This is a genomic window from Burkholderia sp. Ed8, assembly GCF_040761425.1.
Lineage (GTDB): Bacteria > Pseudomonadota > Gammaproteobacteria > Burkholderiales > Burkholderiaceae > Burkholderia > Burkholderia seminalis.
In genome coordinates this window covers 485,914-507,645 of record NZ_CP142885.1, presented here as the reverse complement: position 1 = coordinate 507,645, position 21,732 = coordinate 485,914, and the positions used below count along the sequence as shown (strand labels likewise).

At 65.1% G+C, this 21,732-nt stretch carries 19 protein-coding genes; 5 read left to right on the top strand and 14 right to left on the bottom strand.

The features are described 5' to 3' along the window. Positions 1-5: 5 nt before the first annotated feature. The 3 genes from VXM69_RS02365 to VXM69_RS02355 form a co-directional block, all read right to left on the bottom strand. Entirely contained in the window at positions 6-836 is an 831-nt protein-coding gene (locus VXM69_RS02365; RefSeq protein ID WP_049028225.1) for a peptidyl-prolyl cis-trans isomerase, read from the bottom strand. A gap of 170 nt (positions 837-1,006) precedes the next feature. Next, entirely contained in the window at positions 1,007-2,941 is a 1,935-nt protein-coding gene (locus tag VXM69_RS02360) for an SMP-30/gluconolactonase/LRE family protein (protein WP_367188923.1), read from the bottom strand. A gap of 465 nt (positions 2,942-3,406) precedes the next feature. After that, the gene (locus VXM69_RS02355; RefSeq protein ID WP_059556376.1) at positions 3,407-4,705 is read right to left on the bottom strand and encodes a dicarboxylate/amino acid:cation symporter; all 1,299 of its coding nucleotides are present in this window, start codon (positions 4,703-4,705) and stop codon (positions 3,407-3,409) included. Between the two features lie 594 nt (positions 4,706-5,299). Here VXM69_RS02355 and VXM69_RS02350 point away from each other — a divergent pair. From VXM69_RS02350 to VXM69_RS02340, 3 genes are read left to right on the top strand one after another with little or no spacing between them, the layout of a single operon-like run. Then, entirely contained in the window at positions 5,300-6,445 is a 1,146-nt protein-coding gene (locus tag VXM69_RS02350) for a glycosyltransferase (protein ID WP_367189215.1), read from the top strand. Further along, the gene (locus VXM69_RS02345) at positions 6,445-7,011 is read left to right on the top strand and encodes a hypothetical protein (RefSeq protein WP_301741300.1); all 567 of its coding nucleotides are present in this window, start codon (positions 6,445-6,447) and stop codon (positions 7,009-7,011) included. Before VXM69_RS02350 ends, VXM69_RS02345 begins: the two co-directional genes overlap by 1 nt. A 24-nt stretch (positions 7,012-7,035) precedes the next feature. Further along, on the top strand, positions 7,036-7,770 hold the full coding sequence (locus VXM69_RS02340) for a polysaccharide deacetylase family protein (protein WP_367188922.1): 735 nt from the start codon (positions 7,036-7,038) through the stop codon (positions 7,768-7,770). A gap of 106 nt (positions 7,771-7,876) precedes the next feature. Here the strand turns inward: VXM69_RS02340 and thrS are convergent, their stop codons facing one another. From thrS to VXM69_RS02295, 9 genes are all read right to left on the bottom strand, one after another. Then, positions 7,877-9,076, bottom strand: coding sequence for a threonine--tRNA ligase (thrS, locus tag VXM69_RS02335; RefSeq protein ID WP_367188921.1), 1,200 nt, complete (start codon positions 9,074-9,076; stop codon positions 7,877-7,879). 555 nt (positions 9,077-9,631) lie between these two features. Then, positions 9,632-11,599: an aconitase family protein gene (locus VXM69_RS02330; RefSeq protein WP_367188920.1), complete on the bottom strand. Its 1,968-nt coding sequence runs from the start codon at positions 11,597-11,599 to the stop codon at positions 9,632-9,634. A 66-nt stretch (positions 11,600-11,665) separates the two neighbouring features. After that, entirely contained in the window at positions 11,666-12,013 is a 348-nt protein-coding gene (locus VXM69_RS02325) for a hypothetical protein (RefSeq protein WP_367188919.1), read from the bottom strand. 39 nt (positions 12,014-12,052) lie between these two features. Then, a complete protein-coding gene (locus VXM69_RS02320; RefSeq protein ID WP_367188918.1) occupies positions 12,053-12,763 on the bottom strand; it encodes a hypothetical protein in 711 nt (236 codons plus the stop codon). A gap of 50 nt (positions 12,764-12,813) precedes the next feature. Continuing rightward, positions 12,814-13,794 (bottom strand): MFS transporter, encoded by a 981-nt coding sequence (locus tag VXM69_RS02315; protein WP_367188917.1) that lies wholly within the window; start codon positions 13,792-13,794, stop codon positions 12,814-12,816. Continuing rightward, the gene (locus tag VXM69_RS02310; RefSeq protein WP_367188916.1) at positions 13,791-14,045 is read right to left on the bottom strand and encodes a hypothetical protein; all 255 of its coding nucleotides are present in this window, start codon (positions 14,043-14,045) and stop codon (positions 13,791-13,793) included. The genes VXM69_RS02315 and VXM69_RS02310 overlap by 4 nt, the downstream gene beginning before the upstream one ends. Positions 14,046-14,060: 15 nt before the next feature. Continuing rightward, on the bottom strand, positions 14,061-14,654 hold the full coding sequence (locus VXM69_RS02305) for an L-threonylcarbamoyladenylate synthase (RefSeq protein ID WP_367188915.1): 594 nt from the start codon (positions 14,652-14,654) through the stop codon (positions 14,061-14,063). Between the two features lie 66 nt (positions 14,655-14,720). Then, positions 14,721-15,959 (bottom strand): HlyD family efflux transporter periplasmic adaptor subunit, encoded by a 1,239-nt coding sequence (locus VXM69_RS02300; RefSeq protein ID WP_049033755.1) that lies wholly within the window; start codon positions 15,957-15,959, stop codon positions 14,721-14,723. A 52-nt stretch (positions 15,960-16,011) separates the two neighbouring features. Beyond that, the gene (locus tag VXM69_RS02295) at positions 16,012-16,506 is read right to left on the bottom strand and encodes a YbhB/YbcL family Raf kinase inhibitor-like protein (protein ID WP_034189727.1); all 495 of its coding nucleotides are present in this window, start codon (positions 16,504-16,506) and stop codon (positions 16,012-16,014) included. A 277-nt stretch (positions 16,507-16,783) separates the two neighbouring features. Here VXM69_RS02295 and VXM69_RS02290 point away from each other — a divergent pair, with 277 nt between their 5' ends. Next, positions 16,784-18,172, top strand: a complete 1,389-nt coding sequence (locus VXM69_RS02290; protein WP_034189728.1) for a TolC family outer membrane protein — start codon at positions 16,784-16,786, stop codon at positions 18,170-18,172. Between the two features lie 174 nt (positions 18,173-18,346). Here the strand turns inward: VXM69_RS02290 and VXM69_RS02285 are convergent, their stop codons facing one another. After that, on the bottom strand, positions 18,347-18,910 hold the full coding sequence (locus VXM69_RS02285) for a 3-isopropylmalate dehydratase (protein ID WP_049033752.1): 564 nt from the start codon (positions 18,908-18,910) through the stop codon (positions 18,347-18,349). A 10-nt stretch (positions 18,911-18,920) separates the two neighbouring features. Further along, positions 18,921-20,225 carry an aconitase/3-isopropylmalate dehydratase large subunit family protein gene (locus tag VXM69_RS02280; RefSeq protein ID WP_367188913.1) on the bottom strand — a complete coding sequence of 435 codons (1,305 nt, stop codon included), beginning with the start codon at positions 20,223-20,225 and terminating at the stop codon, positions 18,921-18,923. A 143-nt stretch (positions 20,226-20,368) separates the two neighbouring features. Here VXM69_RS02280 and VXM69_RS02275 point away from each other — a divergent pair, with 143 nt between their 5' ends. Further along, positions 20,369-21,289 (top strand): LysR family transcriptional regulator, encoded by a 921-nt coding sequence (locus VXM69_RS02275; RefSeq protein ID WP_034189731.1) that lies wholly within the window; start codon positions 20,369-20,371, stop codon positions 21,287-21,289. Positions 21,290-21,732 lie beyond the last annotated feature (443 nt).

Here is a 21,732-nt window from a genome sequence, read left to right as displayed (position 1 = left end):
TCGCGTTACTGCGTGATCTTCGCGTCCTTCAGCAGATCGCCGATCATCTGCGCGCTCGCCTTCTCGACCGCGATCGCCTGCAGCTGCTGCTGAAGTCCCGGCTTCGCGGCCTCGAAACCCGGCACCTGCGTCGGCCGCTTCGCATCCAGCTTCACGATCGCCCGCACACCGTCGACCGGAATCGAATCCTTGGTCGTCGCGCCGACGGCCAGTTTCTCGAGCGCCTGCGCGACCGGCAGCGGTAACCCGCCCGTCTTGCCTTCCGCCGCCGGCGTGTTGAAGCTCACCCAAGGCAGCTCGCCGCCGCTGTCGCGGCTCGGCGCCATGCTGTACTGCCGCGCGAGCCCGTCGAACGACTTGCCCGCTTTCAGTTCGCTCAGCACGGTCGCGGCCGTCACCGGATCCTTGACGACGATCACGCGCGGCTTGTATTCGCTCTTGCCGAGCGTCGCGACGAGTGCGTCGTAGCGCGCCTTCACCTGCTCGTCGGTCACCGGCTCGGGCTTCACGTTGTCGCGCAGGTACAGCTGCACCTCGGCCGTCACCTTCGCCTGCTGCACCGCCGCCTTGACCTCGGGCTTGTCGCCGTAGTTCGCCTTTTCGGCGGCCTGTTGCACCAGCACGCGCGTGATCAGCTGGTTCTTGATCGCCTGCCGGACCTGCGGCGAGTCGGGTTGCCCGGACGCACGCAGCAGCGTATCGACGTCGGCCTGCGTGATCGGCGTGCCGTTGACGGTCGCGACGGTCGCGGCCGTCTGCGCGTGAACAGGGCCGCACAGTGCGCCGGCCAGCGCGGCAATCAGCACCAGGCGGTTCGGTGTCGTCTTCATCTTCATCGTTATCGTCGCTTCGAGCGTAAGAAGCGCGGCATGGAGCGCCGCGCCGGTTCATCGTGCACGCACACGCAGCGCCTGCGTGTGCCGCTGTCATTGTGCACGGAACCGCGTTTCCGCGTCGGGAGGTTGGGGAATGCCGCGCCGCGCAACGCGGCCGCACGCCCGGCACATCAAGGCGTCCAGCGGTACACGGTGATGCTGTTCCCCTTCACGTTGTTCTTCATCACCACGTACTCGCCGTTCGATCGACGGTACGCGCGGAGGCTGTACATCGCGTCGATCGCGCTGCTCGTATCGACCGTGGCGGGGCTCGCATTGACCAGCGTGGTGTCGAGATTGCCGGTGGCGAGGTTGAACGCGTCGACGTTCGGCCACAGCGGTCCGCTGCTGCTGAACCAGTAGCCGACGAACAGATGATTGCCGACCGCGTCGATCGATTTGGCGCCGCTGTGCGGCAGCGTGATCACCGGATCGGGCTTCGTCGTGTTGCCCGCGCTCCAGCCGTGGTACACCTCGATGCGCGTGCCGATCGACGTCCAGTCGTTGCTGCCGGGCGCACCCTGCGCGAGCACCATCGTGTCGCTGTCCGCGAGATAGACGATGCGCGTCAGCGGCAGGATGCTGGCCGGAATGCGCGTCGCGACACCGGGCCCCCACGACGGCTTGCCGTTCGCGTCGAAGCCGGTCAGCGGGTAATGCGTGATCGCGCCGGTCTTGTCGAGGCCCGCCCACACGCCGCCCTTGCTGTCGATGCTGAAGCCGCTCGTCACGCGCTGCGTCGTGTTGAATGCGGGGCCCGGAATCGAGCCGTCCGGAATCGCGATATAGCCGTTCGCCGCGTTGAAATGGTAGAAGTAGAAGACCGGCGGATTCTGGCCGGCCGCGACGAGAATCCGGTTCGTGCCCACCGACGTGAGCAGACCGAAGTGTTCGTCGCGCTGCGTGTCGCTCATGTTGATGCGCGGGTCCGCCGGGTACGCGAACGGATCGACGGTGTTCGCGACGAACTTGCCGCCCGCGGTGCCGCTGTACACGTGCGTGCCGCCATAGAACAGCGCGCCGTCCGTGACGGGATCCGGCGCGGCGATGCCTTCGAAATTCAACGACTGCAGCGTATAACGCAGGCTCCCGGTGCCGCTGTACGCATGAATGTCGGTCGCGCCGTTGCGGCCGAGATCCCAGCTGCCGCCCCACGGATTGTTGAGCACGTACAGGTTGCCGCCGGTGTCCTTGCCGATCCCGACGATGCGCGTGAAGCGCTGCGCGCCGACCTGCCCCTTGATGCCCGTCGTCGTGTCGAGATAGCCGCCGCGCACGCCGAACGTGCCGACCAGCGCCGGTCGGCCCGCCACCGTATAGCGCTTGATGTTCTGGTCGGGGCCTTCGTCGCCCGCCAGCAGCTGGCCGGCCGCCGCATCGAAATACAGCGCCGACGGCCGCGACCCGGCCGGCATCCGGATCGTGTTCAGCAACGCGCCCGCCGGGCTGAAGCCGACGATCGAGCCCGCGCTCTTCTGGGCGACCCACACGTTGCCCGCACCGTCCACCGCGAGCGCGCCCGGCGCCGACACGTCGATGTCCCGCTGCCACACGCCGTCGGTGGTGAATACGCGCACGCGATTGCCGTAGAAGTCGCTGGCATAGAGCAGCGAACCGGCCGTCGCGAGCCCGGTGACGACGTCGATGCGCGGCTGGTTGGTCGCCGCGCTGATCTGGATCACGCGGTCGCGATATTTCGTCGCGCGGTTGTAGCGCCCCACCGCGCCGCTGCCGTACGTCTTGCCGGGCTGCAGCGCGACGAAGAGCGACGTCGCGTTGCCGGTGATCGCGCTGCCCTGGAATTCCGAATGCGTGCCGATCGAGCCGATGCTCTTGCCGTTCTGGTAGATCGCCACACCGCCTTCATCCTCGTCCCACATCGACGCGGTATAGATCACGCCTTCGGGCGCGACCCACATCGCGCGCGCGACGTTGCCGACGTGCGCCGCGAGCGTACCGTAGGTGTTCGCCAGCCAGTCGGTGGTATTACCCGCGTGCGCGGCCGGCGCAATCGCGGCGATCGCCGCGGCAACAAGCGCAGCCTGGATTCGTTTGCTGGCGACCATGACGGTTGCTCTCCTGAATGATGCAGACATTCACCTGAGGGACCGGCCGGCCAGATGGCTTGAAATCCGCAATGCGTAAATTCTTCCCGTGAATCATCCGGCGCAATCGGTATTACGTACGGCATGCGTTCGATAATGAGCAGGGCGAGAATAGCGTTATATAAATCGAAAAAAATTGCGGTCCGCTCGTGCTTGCGGCAAGCACGAGTGCGCGACAGTGAATGTTCACTTACGCACCGGCACGGGAATGGGGAGAATCGGGCGTTCGCCTGCGGGAATATCGCCGCTCGTCCAGCGGCGACGGATTGAAACGGCAAACGCTTTTAGCGGAGAATCGAAAAAGGCCGCCGAATGCGGCGCAAAATCATTGCGCAAAACAAATCGCCGGCCAGAATCCGTCGCGAATCCTGGCCGGCGATTGTCATCGACTGCGGATCAGGCAACGCGTCGCCGCGCTGCCATGCATCATGCCGATGTCTCCCGCACCTTTACCTCGGTTACCGTGCCGGCGTCCGAATCATTGTCGTCGCGCGGTTCGCCGAGTTGCCCTTCCCACTTCGCGACCACCGCGGCCGCGATCGAGTTGCCGACCGCGTTGGTGGCCGAGCGCCCCATGTCGAGGAACATGTCGACGCCCATGATCAGCAGCAACCCGGCTTCGGGCAGGTTGAACTGGTTGAGCGTCGCCGCGATCACGACCAGCGACGCGCGCGGCACGCCGGCCATCCCCTTCGACGTCACCATCAGCATCAGCAGCATCGTGATCTGCGTGCCCAGCGGCAGATGAATGCCGTACACCTGGGCGATGAACAGCACCGCGAACGTGCAGTACATCATCGAGCCGTCGAGGTTGAACGAATACCCGATCGGCAGCACGAAGCTCGAGATCTTGCGGTTCACGCCGAAGCGGTCGAGCGCGTCCAGCAGCTTCGGATACGCGGCCTCGGAACTCGCCGTCGCGAACGACAGCAGGAACGGCTCGCGAATCAGCCGGATCAGCGTGAACGCACGCTTGCCGAGGAACGTCACGCCGGCGAGCGTCAGCACGCCCCACAGCAGCGCGAGCGCCAGATAGAAGCTCGCCATGAACTTCGCGAACGTCAGCAGGATGCCGAGCCCTTCGGTCGTGATCGTCGACGCGAGCGCCGCGAACACCGCGACCGGCGCAAACCACATCACCGCGCCCGTCACCTTCAGCATCACCTGCGCGAGATCCTCGATCACGCCGGTCAGGCGCTTGCCCGCGTCGCCGAGCGCGGACAGCGCGGTGCCAAAGAAGATCGAGAACACGACGATCTGCAGGATTTCGTTGTTCGCCATCGCCTCGGCGATCGACTTCGGCACCAGGTGGACCACGAAGTCCTTCAGCGTGAAGGCGCCCGTCTTCAGGTTGAGGGCCGCATCGGAAGGCGGCAGCGGCAGGCTCAGGTGGCTGCCCGGCTGCAGGATCGTCGCGGTCAGCAGGCCGAGCAGCAGCGACGTGAACGACGCGATGAAGAACCAGCCGAACGCCTTGACGCCCACACGGCCCACCGCGCTGCCGTCGCCCATCTGCGCAATGCCGACGGTCAGCGTCGCGAAGACCAGCGGTGCAATGATCATCTTGATCAAGCGCAGGAATACATCAGACAGCAACGACACGTAACCGGCGACTTCCTTCGCCATCTTCGGGTCGGGAAACGCGCTGTGGCATGCATAACCCACGGCGATACCAAGCATCATCGCAATGACGATGTACTTGGTAATGTTGTGCTTCTTCTTCATTAGTAATCCAAATCACAAAACGTATGTTGCTAACGGCTGGCAAATCATTCGCGTCCGGCTGCGAATCGGAACCTGTGCCGCCACGCGGGCGACCAGTCCGCCCTGGCGGTCGCCAGGGCGGACAAGGGGGGGCATTCTAACGCAAATGGCGCACCGGCTTTCAAATCTGAAAGCGGCGCCGGTTGATCTGTGTCCGGATGTCGCCGGCAAAACAGGTTTTGTCGCGATCCAGCACGCCCCTGGCGAGGGCCGGCCGGCGTGGAACAGCCCGGCCGAGCGGCGAGAAATCGGTCGGCGCCGCCGTGGCAAACGGGTTACGCGCACGCACGCGTCAGCGCCACGCTCCGCGCAGGCGGCCGAGACGGTCAAGCGATCGCGACACATTCTCACAAAGATGCGCAGACCTCGACACTACGATACGTAAACGATATGTAATATTTGGAAATGATTCGCGTTGGCGCCATGCCCGGGCGTCGATCCGCGATCGCGAGCCGCAAACGCGGCACCGTGTTCGAGTCATTGCTCCCGACGGGTTGAGCCATTCATTTCATCAGTAGTCCTTTTAATGGGCGATCGAGGAAAAGCGGCATCGTGATGAACATTCTGTACACCAACTTCCACGGCGACTACGGCGGCGGCCAGGATACCTACGTACGCGATCTCGCCGCCGCGATGAGCCGGCATCACCGCGTGACCGTCGCGTCGCCGGCGGGAAGCCGCCTGTCGCGTCTGTTGAACGACAGCCCCGACGTGGCCATCTTCGACATGGAATTCAAGCCGCGCTGGAACCGGCTGTGCCAGGAAATCGTCCGGCTGCGCCGGCGCATCGTCGCCGAGCGCTTCGACGTCATCCACGTGAACGGGTCCGCCGACCACCGGCAGGTCATGCTCGCGCTGCTCGGGTGCCGCTACCGGCCCGCGGTCGTGCTCACCAAGCACAACACCTATCGGGCCGACAGTTTCGGCAACCTGCTGCGCGCACGGCTCGCCACCGACCACACCATCGCGGTCAGCGACTATGTCGCGAGCATGCTCGCGCTGCGTTCGCCGTATGGAAACGTCACGGTCGTGAAGCACGGCGTGCGCCGCCCGGCCGCCGAACGGCTGGCCGGCGACGAAATCCGCCGCCGCAAGATCGCGCTGTTCGGGCCGTCCGGCGCGGACGCAATCGTGCTGGGCAGCAGCGCCGGCACCGCGCCGGAGAAAGGCTGGATGGACCTGATCGCGGCGCTGGGCCGGCTGCCCGAAAGCGAGCGCGAGCGGTTTCGCGTGCTGCTGGTCGGCGCGGAGCCGTCCGGCGAGCAGCGCGAACAGATCGCGCGGCACGGCATGGCGTCGCGCACCGCGTTCACAGGTCGCCTCGACGACGTACGGGCGCCGTTCGCGATCGTCGACGTGTCGTTCGTGCTGTCGTACCACGAGAGCCTGTCGTACGCGTGCCGCGAAGCGATGTCGCTCGGCTGCCCCGCGATCGTCACACGCGTGGGCGGGCTGCCCGAGAACGTCGAGCCGGGCATCGACGGCTGGGTCGTCCCGCCGCGCGAGCCCGAAGCGATCGAGGCCATCCTGCGCGCGATCGTGCGCGAACCCGGCTGCGTCCGTTCGATGGGGCGCAGCGCGCGGCTGAAAGGCAAGCGCGAGTTCTCGTTCGACACCTTCGTCGACGCGACGCTGTCCGTCTATCAGAAATCGATTCGACACAACCCCTACCGCTGGGTGACATCCATGAGGTCCGCTTGATGGCAATGAATATCTGGAAGAAGTACTGGGATTTGCGGACGCAGGAATGTCCGTGCGACGTGCACTTCGTCGAATGGCTGGAATCCGTGCGTCTCAGGGGCGTGCGCATCTATCACTTCGGCACCGGCGGCCATCACCATGTCGGCATGGAATGCGCGCGGCCGCACCTGAACAACACCGTTTTCGGCGTGACGGCATCGCCGAAGGAATACAAGTCGTACGTCGAGCTCGTCACGCGGCAACCGGAGATCAGCAAGACCTACCTCGCGTATTTCGGCGACATCTATACGAGCAATTCGGGCCTGCTGCCGGCATTCGACGTCGTCACGCTGTTCCATCTGTGCGAATTCCGCGACGAGTCGAACAGCCGTTATGGCGCGAAAACGGACGAAGAGGTGCTCGACCTGTTCGCACGCCATACCGCGCCCAATGGTCACCTGTTGTTCTACAAGGGCTCGTCGGCATACCGCAAGGCCGAGCCGATCATCGCGCAGTGGGCGGCAAACGCCGATTTCGTCGAGATCGGCGAATTCAAGACCCTGCGGATCTTCCGCAAGGCCGCGTAACGCCGCGTTTTTCCCGGGCTGCCGATGTTTCTTTCCGCCACGCGCCATCCGATCCTGATGTATCACCAGATACGCCCGTTGCCGCCGCCGGCCGACCGGCTACGCGGCCTGAGCGTCGCACCGGACGCGTTCCGCCGCCAGATGACGCTGTTCAAGCGGCTCGGCTACCGCGGGCTGAGCGTGCGTGAACTGCGGCCGTATCTGCGCGGCGAGCGCAGCGGCAAGGTCTTCGGCATTTCGTTCGACGACGGTTTTCGCAACGTACTGACCCATGCGATGCCGGTGCTCGACGCACTCGGGTTCACCGCGACCTGCTATTTCGTCGCCGGCCGCTTCGGCGGCCAGAACGACTGGGATGCGGCTGACGACACCGCGCGCTCACCGCTGATGACATGCGAGGACATGCTCATGTGGCGCGACCATGGCCATGAAGTCGGCTCGCATACGCTCGATCACGTCGCGCTGTCGCAGGTGCCCGGGTTCGAGTCGGATCATCAGGTAAGCGAGTCGAAGCGGCGCCTCGAGGCATTGAGCGGCCACCCCGTCGAATCGTTCTGCTACCCGTACGGCGACCTGGATGCGCGGGTACGCGACCAGGTCGCGGACGCCGGATACGACAATGCGACGACGACCCGGCGCGGATGTGCCGGCGCGGCCGACGATCCGTTCCTGCTGCCGCGGATTCCGGTCGCGGGCGGTGTCGGGGCCGCCCGGCTGTGGCTCAAGTGCGTGAAGGCGCGGGTCATCGCACGCGGGTAGCACGGCGCCGTCGCCGGCACCCGCATCGATACGCGAGCCGCTCACCACGACGGCGATCGGCCCGCCCATCCAACGCGTTCTTCACATGGACGGGCCTGCCGCCGGGTCAAACCGGCGAGCGAAACACACGCGTCGCGGAGGGTGCACGCACATGCTGCTTCAGGTACACAAGCGCAGCGTCGATCGACAGCACGTGCTGCTCCCCGTTCCTCATCCGCAGCGACACCTCGCCGGCCAGCGCTTCCTTCCGCCCGGCCACCGCGACGATCGGCGCGGCGAGTTCCCGCGCGTCGAAGATCTTGCGCGGCAAGCGCTCGGCACGGAAATCCCGCAGCACCCGGCAACCGATGTCCTCGAACGCGAACGCCGTGTTGTCCGCAAATGCGCGTTCGTCCTGCCCGATGTTCGCGACGACGATCTGGTCGGGGGCCAGCCACGTCGGCAACCATCCCTCGTAATGCTCGAGCAGGATGCCGATGAACCGCTCGAGGCTGCCGAGCACCGCGTGATGCAGCATGACGGGCGTCGCGCGCACGCCGTCTTCCGCGACATAGGTTGCGCCAAGCCGCTCCGGCAACACGAAGTCGAGCTGGATCGTCCCGCACTGCCACTTCCGCCCCTGACGGTCGAGCAGATGAAACTCGAGTTTGGGGCCGTAGAACGCGCCTTCCCCGGGCAGCATCGCGAAATCCAGGCCGGCCGCTCGGGCGGCGGACGCCAGCATCGCTTCCGCCCGATCCCAGACCGCATCGTCGCCCGCGCGAACCGCCGGCCTCGTCGACAGCGCGACGTCGAACCCGTCGAACCCGAAGTCCGCGTAGATCGTCTTCAGCAGCACGCAGAATCGCGCGACTTCGACCTCGACCTGATCGGGCAGGCACAGCACATGCGCATCGTCCTGCGTGAAGGCGCGGGCGCGCATCAGCCCGTGCAGCGCGCCCGACGGCTCCGCGCGGTGCACCGCGCCGAATTCCGCGTAGCGGACCGGCAGGTCGCGATACGAACGAACGCCCTTCCTGAAGAGCTGCACATGGCACGGGCAGCTCATCGGCTTGAGGCAGTATGGGTGGCTGTCGCTCTCGAGCGAGAACATGTTCTTCCCGAACTTCTCCCAGTGGCCGCTCTGCTCCCACAGGCCGCGCGACACGATCTGCGGTGTCCTGACTTCGGCGAAGCCGGCTTGCCGCATCCTGGCGCGGATGTATTCCTCGACGGTCCGGTAAAGGACCATGCCGCGCGGATGCCAGAAGATGGCGCCCGGACTTTCATCCTGCTGGTGAAACAGATCGAGTCTGCTGCCAAGCACTCGATGATCGAAATCGTCAATCACGTTCTCCGTTGACTGGGGTGCCGGTCGAACGGAGCATGAAAAAAGCCCCGTCCGTTGCCGGCGGGGCTCCTGGGGATGATGTGACGCATGAATCTACGACGTGCAACCTCCCCCCGGCCCGCCGTTGGCGGTCGTGGTGGTCGTGACGAAACGTGCGTTCATGGGGTGAATCTAGTCAACCTCGTGCGGCCTGTCAATCATGCGTTCGAATCGCGATGCGTTACGCGCGCCGCCCGCCGGTTCGGTATCGCGACAGCAAATCCTCACGCGCGTATGTTCGCCGCCTCACGACGACATGGCGGGCGGTAACCCCGATCGAGTGCCGGTTGCGTCTAATCCCGACCTCACTCGCAACGCAACGCCTCCCATGGATCTCCACCATTTCATGGCGGCGCTGCGCGGCCGCCTGGCATACCGGCATACACGCACCCAGCCGTACCCACACCATCGCGCGATCCACGGTCGACTCGATGCCGGCGTTCAACGCCCCCGTCGAAACCGCACGCTTCAACCGCGAAGAAGCCGCTTTGCTCACGCGGCGTGCAGCGCGCGCAGCGCTTCGAACGTCACGATACGGCCGGCCAGCGCGCTCGCGGCAACCGTGTACGGACTGGCCAGCCATACGTCCCCGGGGCCGGAGCGCCCCGGAAAATTGCGGTTGATCGCACTGATCGTCACATCGTCCTTGGTGGCTGATTGACCCGGCCCGCAGTTCGCGCACGCACCGCAGCCCGGCATCACGAGCGTCACGCCGGCCTGCTCGAACGTGGGAAGATAGCCGCGTTCCGCGCAGTATTCGCGCACGTGCATCGTGCCGAACTGCAGGAACAAGCGTGTCGTCGGTGCCACGCGCATGCCGCGATCGACGCCCCACCGCAGCACTTCGTGATAAAAGTCGAAGTCCGCCTGCTTGCCGGCCGTGCACGATCCGCCGTAAGCCACGTCGATCGCGACGTTATCGACCAGCCCGCTCACCGCGACACCGTTGCTCGGGTCGCCCGGCCGCGCCAGCATCGGCTCGATCTCGCGCGCATCGATGTGGATCACGTCGCGGTAGACGGCATCGGGGTCGCTTCTCATCCACGGCTCGAGCACGAAGTCCACGCCGCGACGTTCTTTCAGGAACGCAACGGTCCGTGCATCGGGTTCGACGATCCCCGTGAACCCGCCCAGTTCGGCGACCATGTTCGTCAGCGTCGCGCGCTCGTCGACCGGCAACGCGCGCACGGCTGAACCGCCGTATTCAAATACCAGGCCAATCGCGCCGCCGGAGCGGATCTCGTCCATCTGCAGCAGATAGAGCACGATGTCTTTCGCCGTCACGCCGGGACGCAGCGCGCCGTCAACCTCGATCCGCAACGTTTCCGGAATCCGGCAGCGAACATAACCCGTGACCCAACTGTTGGCGATCTCGGTGGCGCCGGCGCCGAATGCCAGGCTACCCAACGCACCCGCGTGCGGCGTATGCGAATCGGTGCCCGCGACGATCTGCCCCGGCAACGCGTACTGCTCCGCCATCATCGAATGGCAAATGCCTTCCGAGCCGGGCGCGTCCGGCAACGCACCGTGTGCGCGCACCGGGTAATCGCGTGCGAATTCGCTGTGCCCGGCGACGAGATTCGCGATCCCGGGCAGCAGCCCGTCTCTCACGTGCGGAATGCTCTGCCGCGCAAGTGCGAGATGATCGTGGAACGCGATGATGCGGTCCGGATCGTGCAGCTGCGCCGGTTTGCCGAACGCTCGGTGCATCAGATACGCACACATGCCGGTGAAGTAGTCGTGGCTGAAGCGCCAGTCCGCGGCGACGAAAACGCCGTCTCCTCGCGATGCCCCCTGCATTTCCGGATGAAGGTGGCGTGAGAGAATCTTCTCGACGAGCGTACGCGGCCCGTGCGCTGCGCCCGCGCCCGCGCCCCCGTCGGCCGGCACGGTGCGCTCGTCCGCGTTCGGCCATCGGACGGTCTTGCTGTAGGCGAGCAGCCCGCCGCTGCGGATAATCCGTTGCGTGAGCGCATCCCGGCCCTGCAGGAACACGTCGATCGGGATCGCTTCACCCGCGAGCAGGCGGTCCAGCACGGAGAAATCGGTCGTGGTGAGGATGCCGATGTTGTCGCAGTTCTGCTGGTAGATCCGCTCGAAGCTTTCCGCGACGATCAGGCGGATGCCGGCCGACAGTTCGGCCAGCGGTGCCGATTCGCGCGACGAGCCCTTGCCGTATCGCTTGCCGGCCACGGTCACCTGGAAGCCGCCGTCATGCACCGCGTGATTCCCGATCGGTAAGCGGCCGCCCGCCTTGAAGCCGACGTACGGAAACTCGCCGAGCCGCTCGTCGTAGGTCAGCATGACGGTGACCGGCGTGATCTCGTCGGTCGACACGTCATCGCGCAACGCACCGGCCTCCTGCCGCGTCAGCGCGCGCCCCGCGAACTGCGCATCGATCGTGTCCGGATCGCGAGTCAGGTACAACACCTTCCCCGTCAGTCGAAACGTATCTTCCATAAGTGCTCCTCGGTTGCATTCGGTCATCGGTGGCGCCGGACAGTCCACGCTGTCGGCGGCGGTCGCTTACGGGTCGGCGTGGGGCAGGCGTACGGCAAGCCATGCCTGCACCATCGCGGCGATCCGGTCGGAATTGCGGTCCAGCATCAGCATGTGGGAGTTGCCATGGATACCGTGCGCCGGCAGCGACAGCGTTTCCAATCGCCCGCCCTGCTCCGCCAGCGCCCGCTCGTAGCGCAACGACACGCGGGTCAAACCACGCCAGAACGCCGATCCGTCCAGGTTGTCACCCCATACGAACAATTGCGGGATCGCGGCGATTGCGTGCAGGTCGGCCTGTTTCGTGTCGGGCATACCGGTCGGCTCGAGCGCGACGATGGCGCGGATCTTGTCGGGTGCGTGCAATGCGGCCACGAACGCAAAATTCGCGGCCTGGCTGTGCGCGATGACGACTCACGGGCATACGCGCTGCACGAGCGCGTCGTAGGCGGCCTGGGTCAATGCGTCGTTGGTGGCCCAGCGCGGCACGAACTGCTTGCTGAACGCATCGAAAGCGTCGACCGGAAACTGCGACTCCGGGTAGGCCGCGCGCGACGCCGGCGTATCCGAATAGGACGGCCCGATCCTGAAGAGCAGCCATGCTTCCCGCTTCGACCGGAAGAACGGCTCGTCCGGATAGAGATCCGGGTAACGCGCCCACGACGCCCGCCCGCGCTCCACGGCATCGCTGACATACACGTCGTAGCCCGCGCGCAGGAAGGCCATCTGCCAGCCGTCGCGCCCGTCCGGCGTCGTCTCCCAGTTCACGCCGGTCAGGCCGCCGCCGTGCCACAACAACACGGGCAACGCCTTGCGCGGATGGGCGAGCTTCACGTACTGCACATACATCTGGCCGACTTCGAACGTGCCGTTCGGGTCGACGACGGTCGGCGGCGCCCCGGGCGAGAATACGATGCTGCGCGACGGCAGGCCGGACAGCTCTGCCGCATGTCCGCCGATATGGAAACTGCCGATCGACGCGACCTCCAGCGTGCGCGCATCGCTGCGATACGTCGCCGTCGAATCGGCCGGCGTGTCGGCACAGCCCGTCAGCGTCAGACAGCCGGTCGCCGCGATCGACATCGCACCAAGCCACCGCATGCACGCGGCGAGCGCCGTTCGCATGCGGTGCGCCCGCCGGTCGATATCGCCCCTGACGGGCACGCGCGCATGACTCAAGGTGTGGCCTCGCCGGTGTCGACCGCCCGGTTCGCATGAAACAGCGCACCCAGCGCAAGCAGGTACAGGCCGCTCAACCACAGCATCAGTGCCTGAAAGCCGGCATCGGCGAGCAGATAGGCACCGATCGCGAGCAATATCCCGTTGGCCACCCCGAAGTTGCGTTCCATGCGCGCAAACATCGCGACCCGCGCAAGCGGGTCGAGCGCCGACAGGTCGAGATTCGCCATCGTCGCCGGCCGCACGCCGCCCGAGCCGAGACCAAGCAGGCTGATGCCGACCAGCCCCGACACGAAATAGTCGATGCCGTGGTAGGCCAGCACGTCGCTGCACCCGAGCACGAGCATGGAGCTGAACATGCAGGCGAGCGTCGCGATCATCAGCGCTTTCACGCCGAAGCGTGCAATGAATCCGTTCACGGCCAGTGAAGTCGCGAACGCAGACAGCGTAAACAGGCCGAGCACGGCGCCGAACAGAAGCGGATCGACATCGACCATGATGAAATAGAACGGCAGGAAACCGACGAACGGAGCGAGGGTGAACGCGCGCGACAACGAGTAAAAGCCCATCCAGAAACGCTGTCTCGGGTCGAGCACGGCCGCCTCGGTCGCCGCTTCCGTTGCCGGCCGCGGCTCGGCCCGCGGCTCGCGAATCATCAGCACCAGCAGCGTCGACGCGATGCTTGCCGCGAGTGACGCATAGAACGGCCAGAACGGCTGATAGTCGAACAGGATGCTGCCGGTCGATCCGGCCACCAGCGTCGCGATGAACATCTGGCTTTGCGAGCGCGTCTGCGTGCGCATGAACAGCGTCGCGTCGCCGGCCGCGCCCGCCAGCGTGCGCAGCAGGCTTGAATCCGTCGACAACGCGACGCTGAATCCGGTGCCGCCGACGATCTGCGCCAGCACCAGCAGGTTCATGTCGACATCCGCGAGCCGCGTGCCGGCGAGCAACAGCACGATTCCGCCTGCCTTCATGGTTTCGCCGGCCGCCACGACTTTTTTTCCGACATCACGCCGAGCAGCTTTCCGCCGAGCCCCGACGTGACGGTCGTCACCAGCCCGTAAATGGCCAGCAGTGCAATCACGCGATACAACCCGAGTTCCACCAGGTAAAGGTGGAGGAACAGCACCGGCAAATGGAAGTACAACCGCGAGACGACCCGGTACAGCACGAACAACCGGATGTCGCGGAGGCCGGGCGGCGGAGTCGGGACCGGATCGCTCATCGTCGCGCGCAATCGCTAGGCGATCACGATGTCGCCCTGGCGCAGGACTTTCAGCGTACCGTCGAGCAACGATACGATCGTGCTCGATTTCGTCGTCGTCGGCTTGCCGGGCGCCGGCGGGACAATGAAGTCGACCGCATCGGGAAAGGTCCGCGTGGCGAGATCGTAGTCGATCAGGCAATCGTGCTCGACGCCCGAGAGATTCGCGGAGGTCATCGCGAGCGGCCGTCCGAACGTTCCGATCAGTTCGTTCAGCACCGGATTCCGGTTGCAGACGACCGAGATGGAATCCTCCTTCAGGTAGCGGTGATCCGGCGCGCGTGCCGACTTCGGCAACACGAAATTCAGCGGCCCCGGCCAGAACCGTTCCATCAGCATGCGCACCGTATCGGCCTGCTCCGCTTCGAGACTCGCATATGCCCACAGCTCCTGCGGGTCGGACACGAAAAGCGTCAGCGGCTTCTTGACGTCGCGCTTCTTGATCTCGTACAGACGCGCGCAGGCGCGCTCGTTCCAGGGATCCGCCGCGAACGCATAGTTCGTGTCGGTGGGCACCATCAATACGCCACCGTTTTTCAAGACCTGCGCGGCATGTGCGTTGGGTAACATGAATCCAGTCTCCTCTGGTTGAAGTCGTGGGCAGCGCGGCGACTCGCCGTCGCCGCGACATGCGCGTCAGATGCTCACCTCGACGCTGCGGCCGGCCAGGCAGTACTGGCTCGGCTGCAACGCCCGCTTCCAGTCGACCCGCACACGCACCGTGACCACCTTGACCGGCAGTTGCCGGCGAGCGATTTCGGGCGGCGGTGCCGCGACGTACTGGCCAACCGTCACGCGGCCGGAGCCTGACCGGACCGTCTCGATCACCCCCGTCCAATGTCGCGCATCGTGCGACAGCGACACCTTGACCGGCGCGCCGACCTTCAGGTCGCGCACGTCCGATTCGTCGAAAAACGCATCGACCCACACGTCGTTGCAGTCGATCAGTTGCATGATCGGCGCCCCCGCGGTCAGCGCTTCGCCGCTCTGCGCATCGAGCGACCAGACGACGCTCGGCCGGTCCGCGACGAGCGTTGCCATGCGCTGACGCGCGTATTCGGCGCTGACGCGGGCCAGCTCCTCGTTCGTCGACGCGCCGAGTGCCTTCGTTTCCTGCAACTGCTGACGCAGATCGACGAGTTCCAGTTCCAGTTGCCGGTTGCGCTGTTCGGGCTCGCTCAGCGCGCGCGGTCCGTCGAGTTGCAGGCCGACGCGTGCCGCGGCGTACGTGGCCTCGCTCTGGCTGACCTGTGCGCGCTGCGCCTGCACCTGCGCGACGCTCACCCGCGCATTCGCGATGCTGCGGTCGTATCCGGCGCGACTCAGGTAGCCTTTCTCGAACAACGCGGTGGCGCGGCGCATGTCGGCTTCCGACAACGCCGACATTGCATCGAGGCGAGAAAGCTCCGCATGCGCCTGCGCGATCTGCGCGCCCGCGTAGCGCGCCTGCAGCGTCTGCTGACTGCGGCTTTCGCTGCGGTACTGATCCTGCTGCTGTTGCCGATCCGCGATCCGCAAGGCGAGGCTGCGCTCGCGTTGCGCGAGATCGCTGCTCTGCACCTTCAGTTGCTGCTCGAGCACCCGCAACTCCGATGCACGCGGGTTCGACAGGTCGCCGGCAATCGTCGCGACCGGCTGCGACGCTTTCGCCAAATTGCCGACCTCGACACCGGGGACGAACGACAACGTCCCCGCAATCGGTGCGCGCACGACGATGACGGTGGCATTGATGAACGCCTGCTTGCTGGCTGGCCGCTTCAGCCACCACCAGCCTACCGCCAGGATCGCGACGATGATGGCGACCACGGGCAACGCACGCTTCCACGCCGCCCGGGCCGAATCGACGTGGAGCGCTACCCACGATTCGCGACGCATCGTGCTTCCCCTTTTTCTCTGGTTGGATTCCGTGCGATCGAGGCCCGGGCGCTCAACGTCCGTAGTAGGCGGTCGTCGACGCGCTGTCGATCGTGTTCGCGTGAATCAGGAACCGGGCGACCGCGTTCGGCGTGGTCCCGTCGATACCCAGCTTTTCGACGGACAACGCGTGCAGGGTGAACACGTATCGATGCGGTTCCGCGCCCGGCGGCGGGCATGCGCCGCCGAAGCCTTGAACGCCGTAGTCGTTCGTGCTCTGGATCGCGCCGGCCGGCAGCAGGCGGCCATCCTTCGCGCCGCTGTTGGCGGACAATCCTTCGGTATCCGGAGGAATGTCGAACGCAACCCAATGCCAGAACCCGCTGCCCGTCGGCGCGTCCGGATCGTACAGCGTGATCGCGAGACTCCGCGTGCCGGCGGGCACGCCAATCCAGCGCAAGGCCGGCGATCGGTTGTCGCCGTCACCGCCGAAATCGTTGTACTCGTGTGCCTTGGCGAGCTTGCCCTGCTCGGCGAATTCCGGCGAAGTAAGGCTGAACGTTGTCATTTTTCTGTCCTGTTCTAACGGTTGCGTACGGATTCGGATTCCGCCGGCGGCATCAGGCCAACGCGACGCGACGGGCCCGGCTTTCGATGCAGGGCCAAGATAGCACGCACCCGTTTTCCTTCGAACAATTGGATCGTCAGCACGTCGATTGTTTCTCTCAGAGGACAATCATTTCGCCAGGGAGTCAACGCTCGGCAGGCGCTGCAGGCTGTCCGTTCTGCGTTAGAGTCCGGAGCAAACGGCCCTCGAACGGTCGACGCTCAGGAGGCCTCATCGCATGACCGGACGACTCTCGACATCCCTGAAAGCCTGCGCGCTGCTCGTGCTGGGCGCGTGCGCGCAAGCCGCGTATGCGACCGACCTGATGAGCGCGTGGCAGGACGCGCAGGCGAGCGATCCTGGTTACGCCGCCGCGCGCGCTCAGCGAGCGGCGGGCGTCGAGGCGTTGCCGCAGGCACGCGCGGCGCTGTTGCCGCGCCTGCAGGCGGCGCTTGGCGTCGGATCGACCTGGGCGAGCGTGTCCGACCTGCCTCGCCAGGAATACACGACCAATGGCTATGGCGCGTCGCTCGTCGTACCGGTGTTCCACTGGGGCGACTGGCAGGGTTACGAGATCGGCAAGCTGAAGGTCGCGCGCAGCGAGATCGTGTTCGAGAAGGCCAGGCAAGCCCTGATGATCGACGTCGCGCGCGCGTACTTCGACGTGCTGCAAGCGCAGGATCAGCTCGCGTTTTCGCGCGCGCACGAGGCGGCACTCGATGAGCAGCTCAAGATCGCCCAGGCCGCCTTCGACGCGGGCACGCAGACCGTCGTGGATCTCGATCAGGCGCGTGCCGCGCTTGACCTCGCGCGGGCCGAGCGAGCCGGCGCGCTGAACGACTATCAGATCCGCACCGAACGCCTGAACAAGCTGGTCGGCCATCCGGTCGGTTCGCTGGCCGCATTGCCCGACGATGCGTCGGTATCGCCGCTCGCCGCGGCCGATCTCGACCAGTGGACCACGCTTGCGCGGCAACGCAACCTCGACGTCGCCACTTGCGAGATCGACAGCGAGATGGCCAGCCGCGAAACCCGCCGCGCGCAGTCCGCCGACCTGCCGACAGTCGATCTGATCGCCACCTTCAACCACAGCAGCCAGGGCAACTCGCGATACATGTACTCGGCGACACTGCCCAGCCAGAACGGCATCGGTGTCGCGGGCGGCGCCGGCAACTCGTCGGTGATCGGCGTGCAGATCACGATCCCGATCTTCACCGGCGGCTACGTGCAGAGTCGCAAGCGCGAAACGCTCGCGCTCGAAAGCCGCGCCGGCAACGCGTTGCTCGATGCACGCGAAAACGCGGTCCTCGATGCACGGCAGACGTATCTGTCGTTGCTCAACGGGAGAGACATGATCGCGGCGCTGCGCTCGGCGGTCGTCTCGACCCGGACCTCGACCCGATCCGCGAAGACTGCCTACGAGATCGGCGATCGCACCAGCACCGACGTGCTCATCGCCGAGGACAAGCAGTATCGGTCGCGCACCGCATTCAGCCGCGCCCGCTACGACTACATGCTGCACTGGCTCGAACTCTCCCGTGCCGCCGGACAGTTGACCGACGCCGAACTCGCGAACGTCAACGCGCTGCTGACGACGTCGTTGCCGTCCGCGACGTCCGTCCGTTGAACCCGTCGGCGGCGTGGCCAGGTGGCCCCCACCACACGCATCACGCCTGTTCGAGCGCACGCGCACCAACCGAAACCCGAACCGTCAAACGAAAACGGCCGTCTGTCGTGCGGATGCATCGACAGACGGCCGGCGATCCGCCGGGCCGACGGCCCGGACGGATGGATGGATGGATCAGGCAGTTTCCGGCACGCGCGCCGGAATCTTGCCCACCAGGCGCGCGTAGGCGAACAATCCGCCCGCATCGACGATGTTGGCGAGCTCGCCGACCGGCTCGATCGGCGCACCCGGCTGGCCGTCGTCGATCCGGACGACCTGATCGTCGACCGAGATCTCGATGATGTCGCCGGTCCTGATCCGCTCGCACAGCCGTTCTTTCGACGCGACCGGCAGCAATTGCCCCGTCGATACGCAATTGCGGAAGAAGATCCGTGCGTACGACTGCGCGATCACGGCCCTGACACCGGCCGCGCCGAGCGTGACCACCGCATGCTCGCGCGACGAGCCGCAGCCGAAGTTCTGCCCGGCAACGACGATGCTGTACGGCGACTTGCCAAGCGCCGGATCGATGAACGGGATCGAACCTTCCGGCAGCCCGCACATCGCGAGCGACGCGAGTTGAGCATACCCTTCCGCGCTCGACGGATTGATCTTCAGATACTCGGCCGTCAGGATCTGGTCGGTATCGATGTTGTCGCCGAGCACGTAGGCCATGCCCCGAATCGTTTTTTCGGTCATCTGTCGGGTCTCACAAAAATGCGTTGGGATTGACGAGCCGGCCGGCCACCGCGGCCGCGGCCACCGTATAGGGGGAACCGAGGTAGATGTTGGCGCGCTTGTTGCCCATGCGGCCGACGAAGTTCCGGTTGGTGGTGGACGCCACCGACAGCGGTTCGTTGACGCGGCCGAACGTGTCGACCGGGCCGCCGCAACATGCCGCGCAACTCGGCTCGGATGAAAGCGTGACGCCCGAATCGGTCAGGATCGAGTAGATCGACGTGTCGCCGATCTGGGTCGTCACGATGCCATGGAAGACTTCCTTCGTCGCCGGCACGGCAAAAGTCGGCACGGCGACCTTGCGTCCTTTCAGCACCTTCGCAGCGGCGACGAAATCCTCGAGCTTGCCGCCCGTGCACGAACCGATGTACGCCTGCTCGATCCGGATATCGCCGACGTTGTCGACGCTGTCGACGTTGTCCGGCGAATGCGGTTTCGCGACGAGGGGCTGCAGCTTCGATACGTCGATGTCGAGTACGCGCGCATACCGTGCATTCGCGTCGGGCGTGATGACCTCGAACGGGATGTCGTTACGCGCGGCGAGATAGTCGAGCGTTGCCTGATTCGGCACCATGATCCCGTTCTTCGCGCCGCATTCCACGACCATGTTGCAGAGTGTCATCCGCTCTTCGACCGACAGCGCATCGGTGACTTCACCGCCGAACTCGATCGCCTGATACGTCGCCCCGTCGATCGTCAGTTCGCCGAGCACGGCGAGAATCAGGTCTTTCGCGAGGACATGGCGCGGCAGTTCGCCGTGAAAGTTGACGCGGATCGTGTCGGGTACCTTCAACGGGATCTCGCCCGTGCCGAGCGCGAATGCGGCGTCCGTGATCCCGAGGCCGACCGCGAAGGTGCCGAACGCACCCGACGTGACCGTGTGCGAATCGGTGCCGAGCAACACTTCGCCCGGCCGGTTGTGGCCGCCTTCCGCGAGGCCGATATGGCAGACGCCGCGATACTTCGGCGTCCCGACATCATAGAAATGCTTGATCTGCTGCTCGCGCGCGAACTCCCGCATCACGCGGACGTTCTGGTTGGCAAGCACGTCGGCCGTATAGATGAAGTGATCCGGGATCATCACGAAGCGCGCCGGATCCCATACGCGCGCGTCGGCGCCGAACTCCTTCTTGAAGATGCTGATCACGCCCGGCGAACACGGGTCGTGCGACATCAGGATGTCCACCTTGGCCCAGATCACCTCTCCGGGCGTGATATGCGTCCGACCGCTCGCCTTCGCCAATACCTTCTGGCTCAATGTTTGTCCGTGGTTCATGCTCACCCTTTTTCTGGCATTGGGATATCGGCGCGGCCTCGATGAATGCATCGCCGTCGTATGCAAAAAAAAGTAACACGGCACGCATACAGTCGAAAACAAATCGTTTATATTTCGAGCGTTTGTTTCCATGGAGAAACGAAGTGAATCAGCTCGATCAACTGAATTCGATGGCGATCTTCGCGAAGATCGTCGACACGTTGAGCTACACGGAGGCGGCGAAAGTGCTCGGCCTGTCCAAGTCGGCCGTCAGCAAGGAGATCAGCCGGCTGGAAACCGGGCTCGGGGTCACGCTGCTGAAACGTACGACCCGGCGTATCGAAGTCACGGAGGTCGGGCGCACCTATTACGCGTACTGTTCGCGATTGCTCGCGGAAGTGCGCGGCGCCGACGCGTTCGTGCGCCAGTATCACGAAGAGCCGATCGGCAATCTCCGTGTCGTCGCGCCGATGACCTTCGGCAATCACGCGATCGTGCCGACGCTGTGCCGTTTCATCTCGAACAACATCCACGTCCAGGTCGACCTCGAGCTGACCGACCGGATGGTCGACCTCGGCGAGCAGAACATCGACGTCGCGATCGTGATCAGCCGCGACAACCCGGAGCAGCCGGGCACCAACACGCACGCGTTGACCGACATCCATTGGGGCATCTATGCGTCACCGGATTACATCGCCGCACACCCGCCGGTCACGCGCCCGGAAGATCTCGCTCGACACCCGTTCCTGCTGTTTCGCGGCCCCGCGCACACGACCGCGCTGCAGTTGCGGCAGGGCAAGCGCCAGCTCGAGACGCGCGTGCGCTGCATCCTGCGCTCGAACAACAGCGTCGCGCTGCTGAACGCGGCCGTCGCCGGCGTCGGCGTCGCCTACCTGCCGCGCTACGTCGTGCGGGACGCCATCGCCAGCAACGAGCTGGTTCAGCTGCTGCCGAACTGGGCGTCCGAAGTGCGCACGGCCTACGTGCTGTATCGCGAAGACAATTTCCTGTCGCCTCGTGTCCGGATGTTCGTTCAGGATCTCACCCGCTTCTTCGCGACGGAAATGCGCGCGCTCGGCAACTAGTCACGCGCCGGCCAATCGACGCCCGTCGCGCGTCGATTGGCGCCGCGCTGCCTCGCGCTTCCCTGTCTCGCAGCCCCGCCTCAATCCCCCCTTCCTCGCATTCGCCCGTCCGGGTCGCTCGTCGATCAGGCATGCGTACGACTTTTCGTCGCGCCGATTCGGTTCAAGAGTTTCCCATTGGAAACAATTCAACGCCCACAAATGTTCGAGTAACGTCTCCAGCAATCCGGTGATAGTCTGAACTCCAATAAAGCGCGCCACGTCGTTGCGCACCAACCACCCACAATAGAACCTGAGAGATAAACCAGATGAAGACCATCAAACGGATCGAAACTTTACGATTCCATTAAAAAGCAGTCCTTAAATTATCAAATTTAAATATTCAATGTTTGTTTAAAAACAGACTGCTTTTGCACGCCTGTCGCCAGGAGAACGTTCCGTTG

Bases quoted from the DNA above. Each gene is read 5' to 3' on its own strand.
- VXM69_RS02345 (WP_301741300.1), top strand. From the start codon at position 6,445: ATGGCAATGAATATCTGGAAGAAGTACTGGGATTTGCGGACGCAGGAA.
- VXM69_RS02365 (WP_049028225.1), bottom strand. From the start codon at position 836: ATGAAGATGAAGACGACACCGAACCGCCTGGTGCTGATTGCCGCGCTG.
- VXM69_RS02320 (WP_367188918.1), bottom strand. From the start codon at position 12,763: ATGCGAACGGCGCTCGCCGCGTGCATGCGGTGGCTTGGTGCGATGTCG.
- VXM69_RS02310 (WP_367188916.1), bottom strand. From the start codon at position 14,045: ATGAGCGATCCGGTCCCGACTCCGCCGCCCGGCCTCCGCGACATCCGG.
- VXM69_RS02360 (WP_367188923.1), bottom strand. From the start codon at position 2,941: ATGGTCGCCAGCAAACGAATCCAGGCTGCGCTTGTTGCCGCGGCGATC.
- VXM69_RS02285 (WP_049033752.1), bottom strand. From the start codon at position 18,910: ATGACCGAAAAAACGATTCGGGGCATGGCCTACGTGCTCGGCGACAAC.
- VXM69_RS02315 (WP_367188917.1), bottom strand. From the start codon at position 13,794: ATGAAGGCAGGCGGAATCGTGCTGTTGCTCGCCGGCACGCGGCTCGCG.
- VXM69_RS02300 (WP_049033755.1), bottom strand. From the start codon at position 15,959: ATGCGTCGCGAATCGTGGGTAGCGCTCCACGTCGATTCGGCCCGGGCG.
- VXM69_RS02340 (WP_367188922.1), top strand. From the start codon at position 7,036: ATGTTTCTTTCCGCCACGCGCCATCCGATCCTGATGTATCACCAGATA.
- VXM69_RS02280 (WP_367188913.1), bottom strand. From the start codon at position 20,225: ATGAACCACGGACAAACATTGAGCCAGAAGGTATTGGCGAAGGCGAGC.
- VXM69_RS02305 (WP_367188915.1), bottom strand. From the start codon at position 14,654: ATGTTACCCAACGCACATGCCGCGCAGGTCTTGAAAAACGGTGGCGTA.
- VXM69_RS02350 (WP_367189215.1), top strand. From the start codon at position 5,300: ATGAACATTCTGTACACCAACTTCCACGGCGACTACGGCGGCGGCCAG.
- VXM69_RS02330 (WP_367188920.1), bottom strand. From the start codon at position 11,599: ATGGAAGATACGTTTCGACTGACGGGGAAGGTGTTGTACCTGACTCGC.
- VXM69_RS02355 (WP_059556376.1), bottom strand. From the start codon at position 4,705: ATGAAGAAGAAGCACAACATTACCAAGTACATCGTCATTGCGATGATG.
- VXM69_RS02290 (WP_034189728.1), top strand. From the start codon at position 16,784: ATGACCGGACGACTCTCGACATCCCTGAAAGCCTGCGCGCTGCTCGTG.
- VXM69_RS02295 (WP_034189727.1), bottom strand. From the start codon at position 16,506: ATGACAACGTTCAGCCTTACTTCGCCGGAATTCGCCGAGCAGGGCAAG.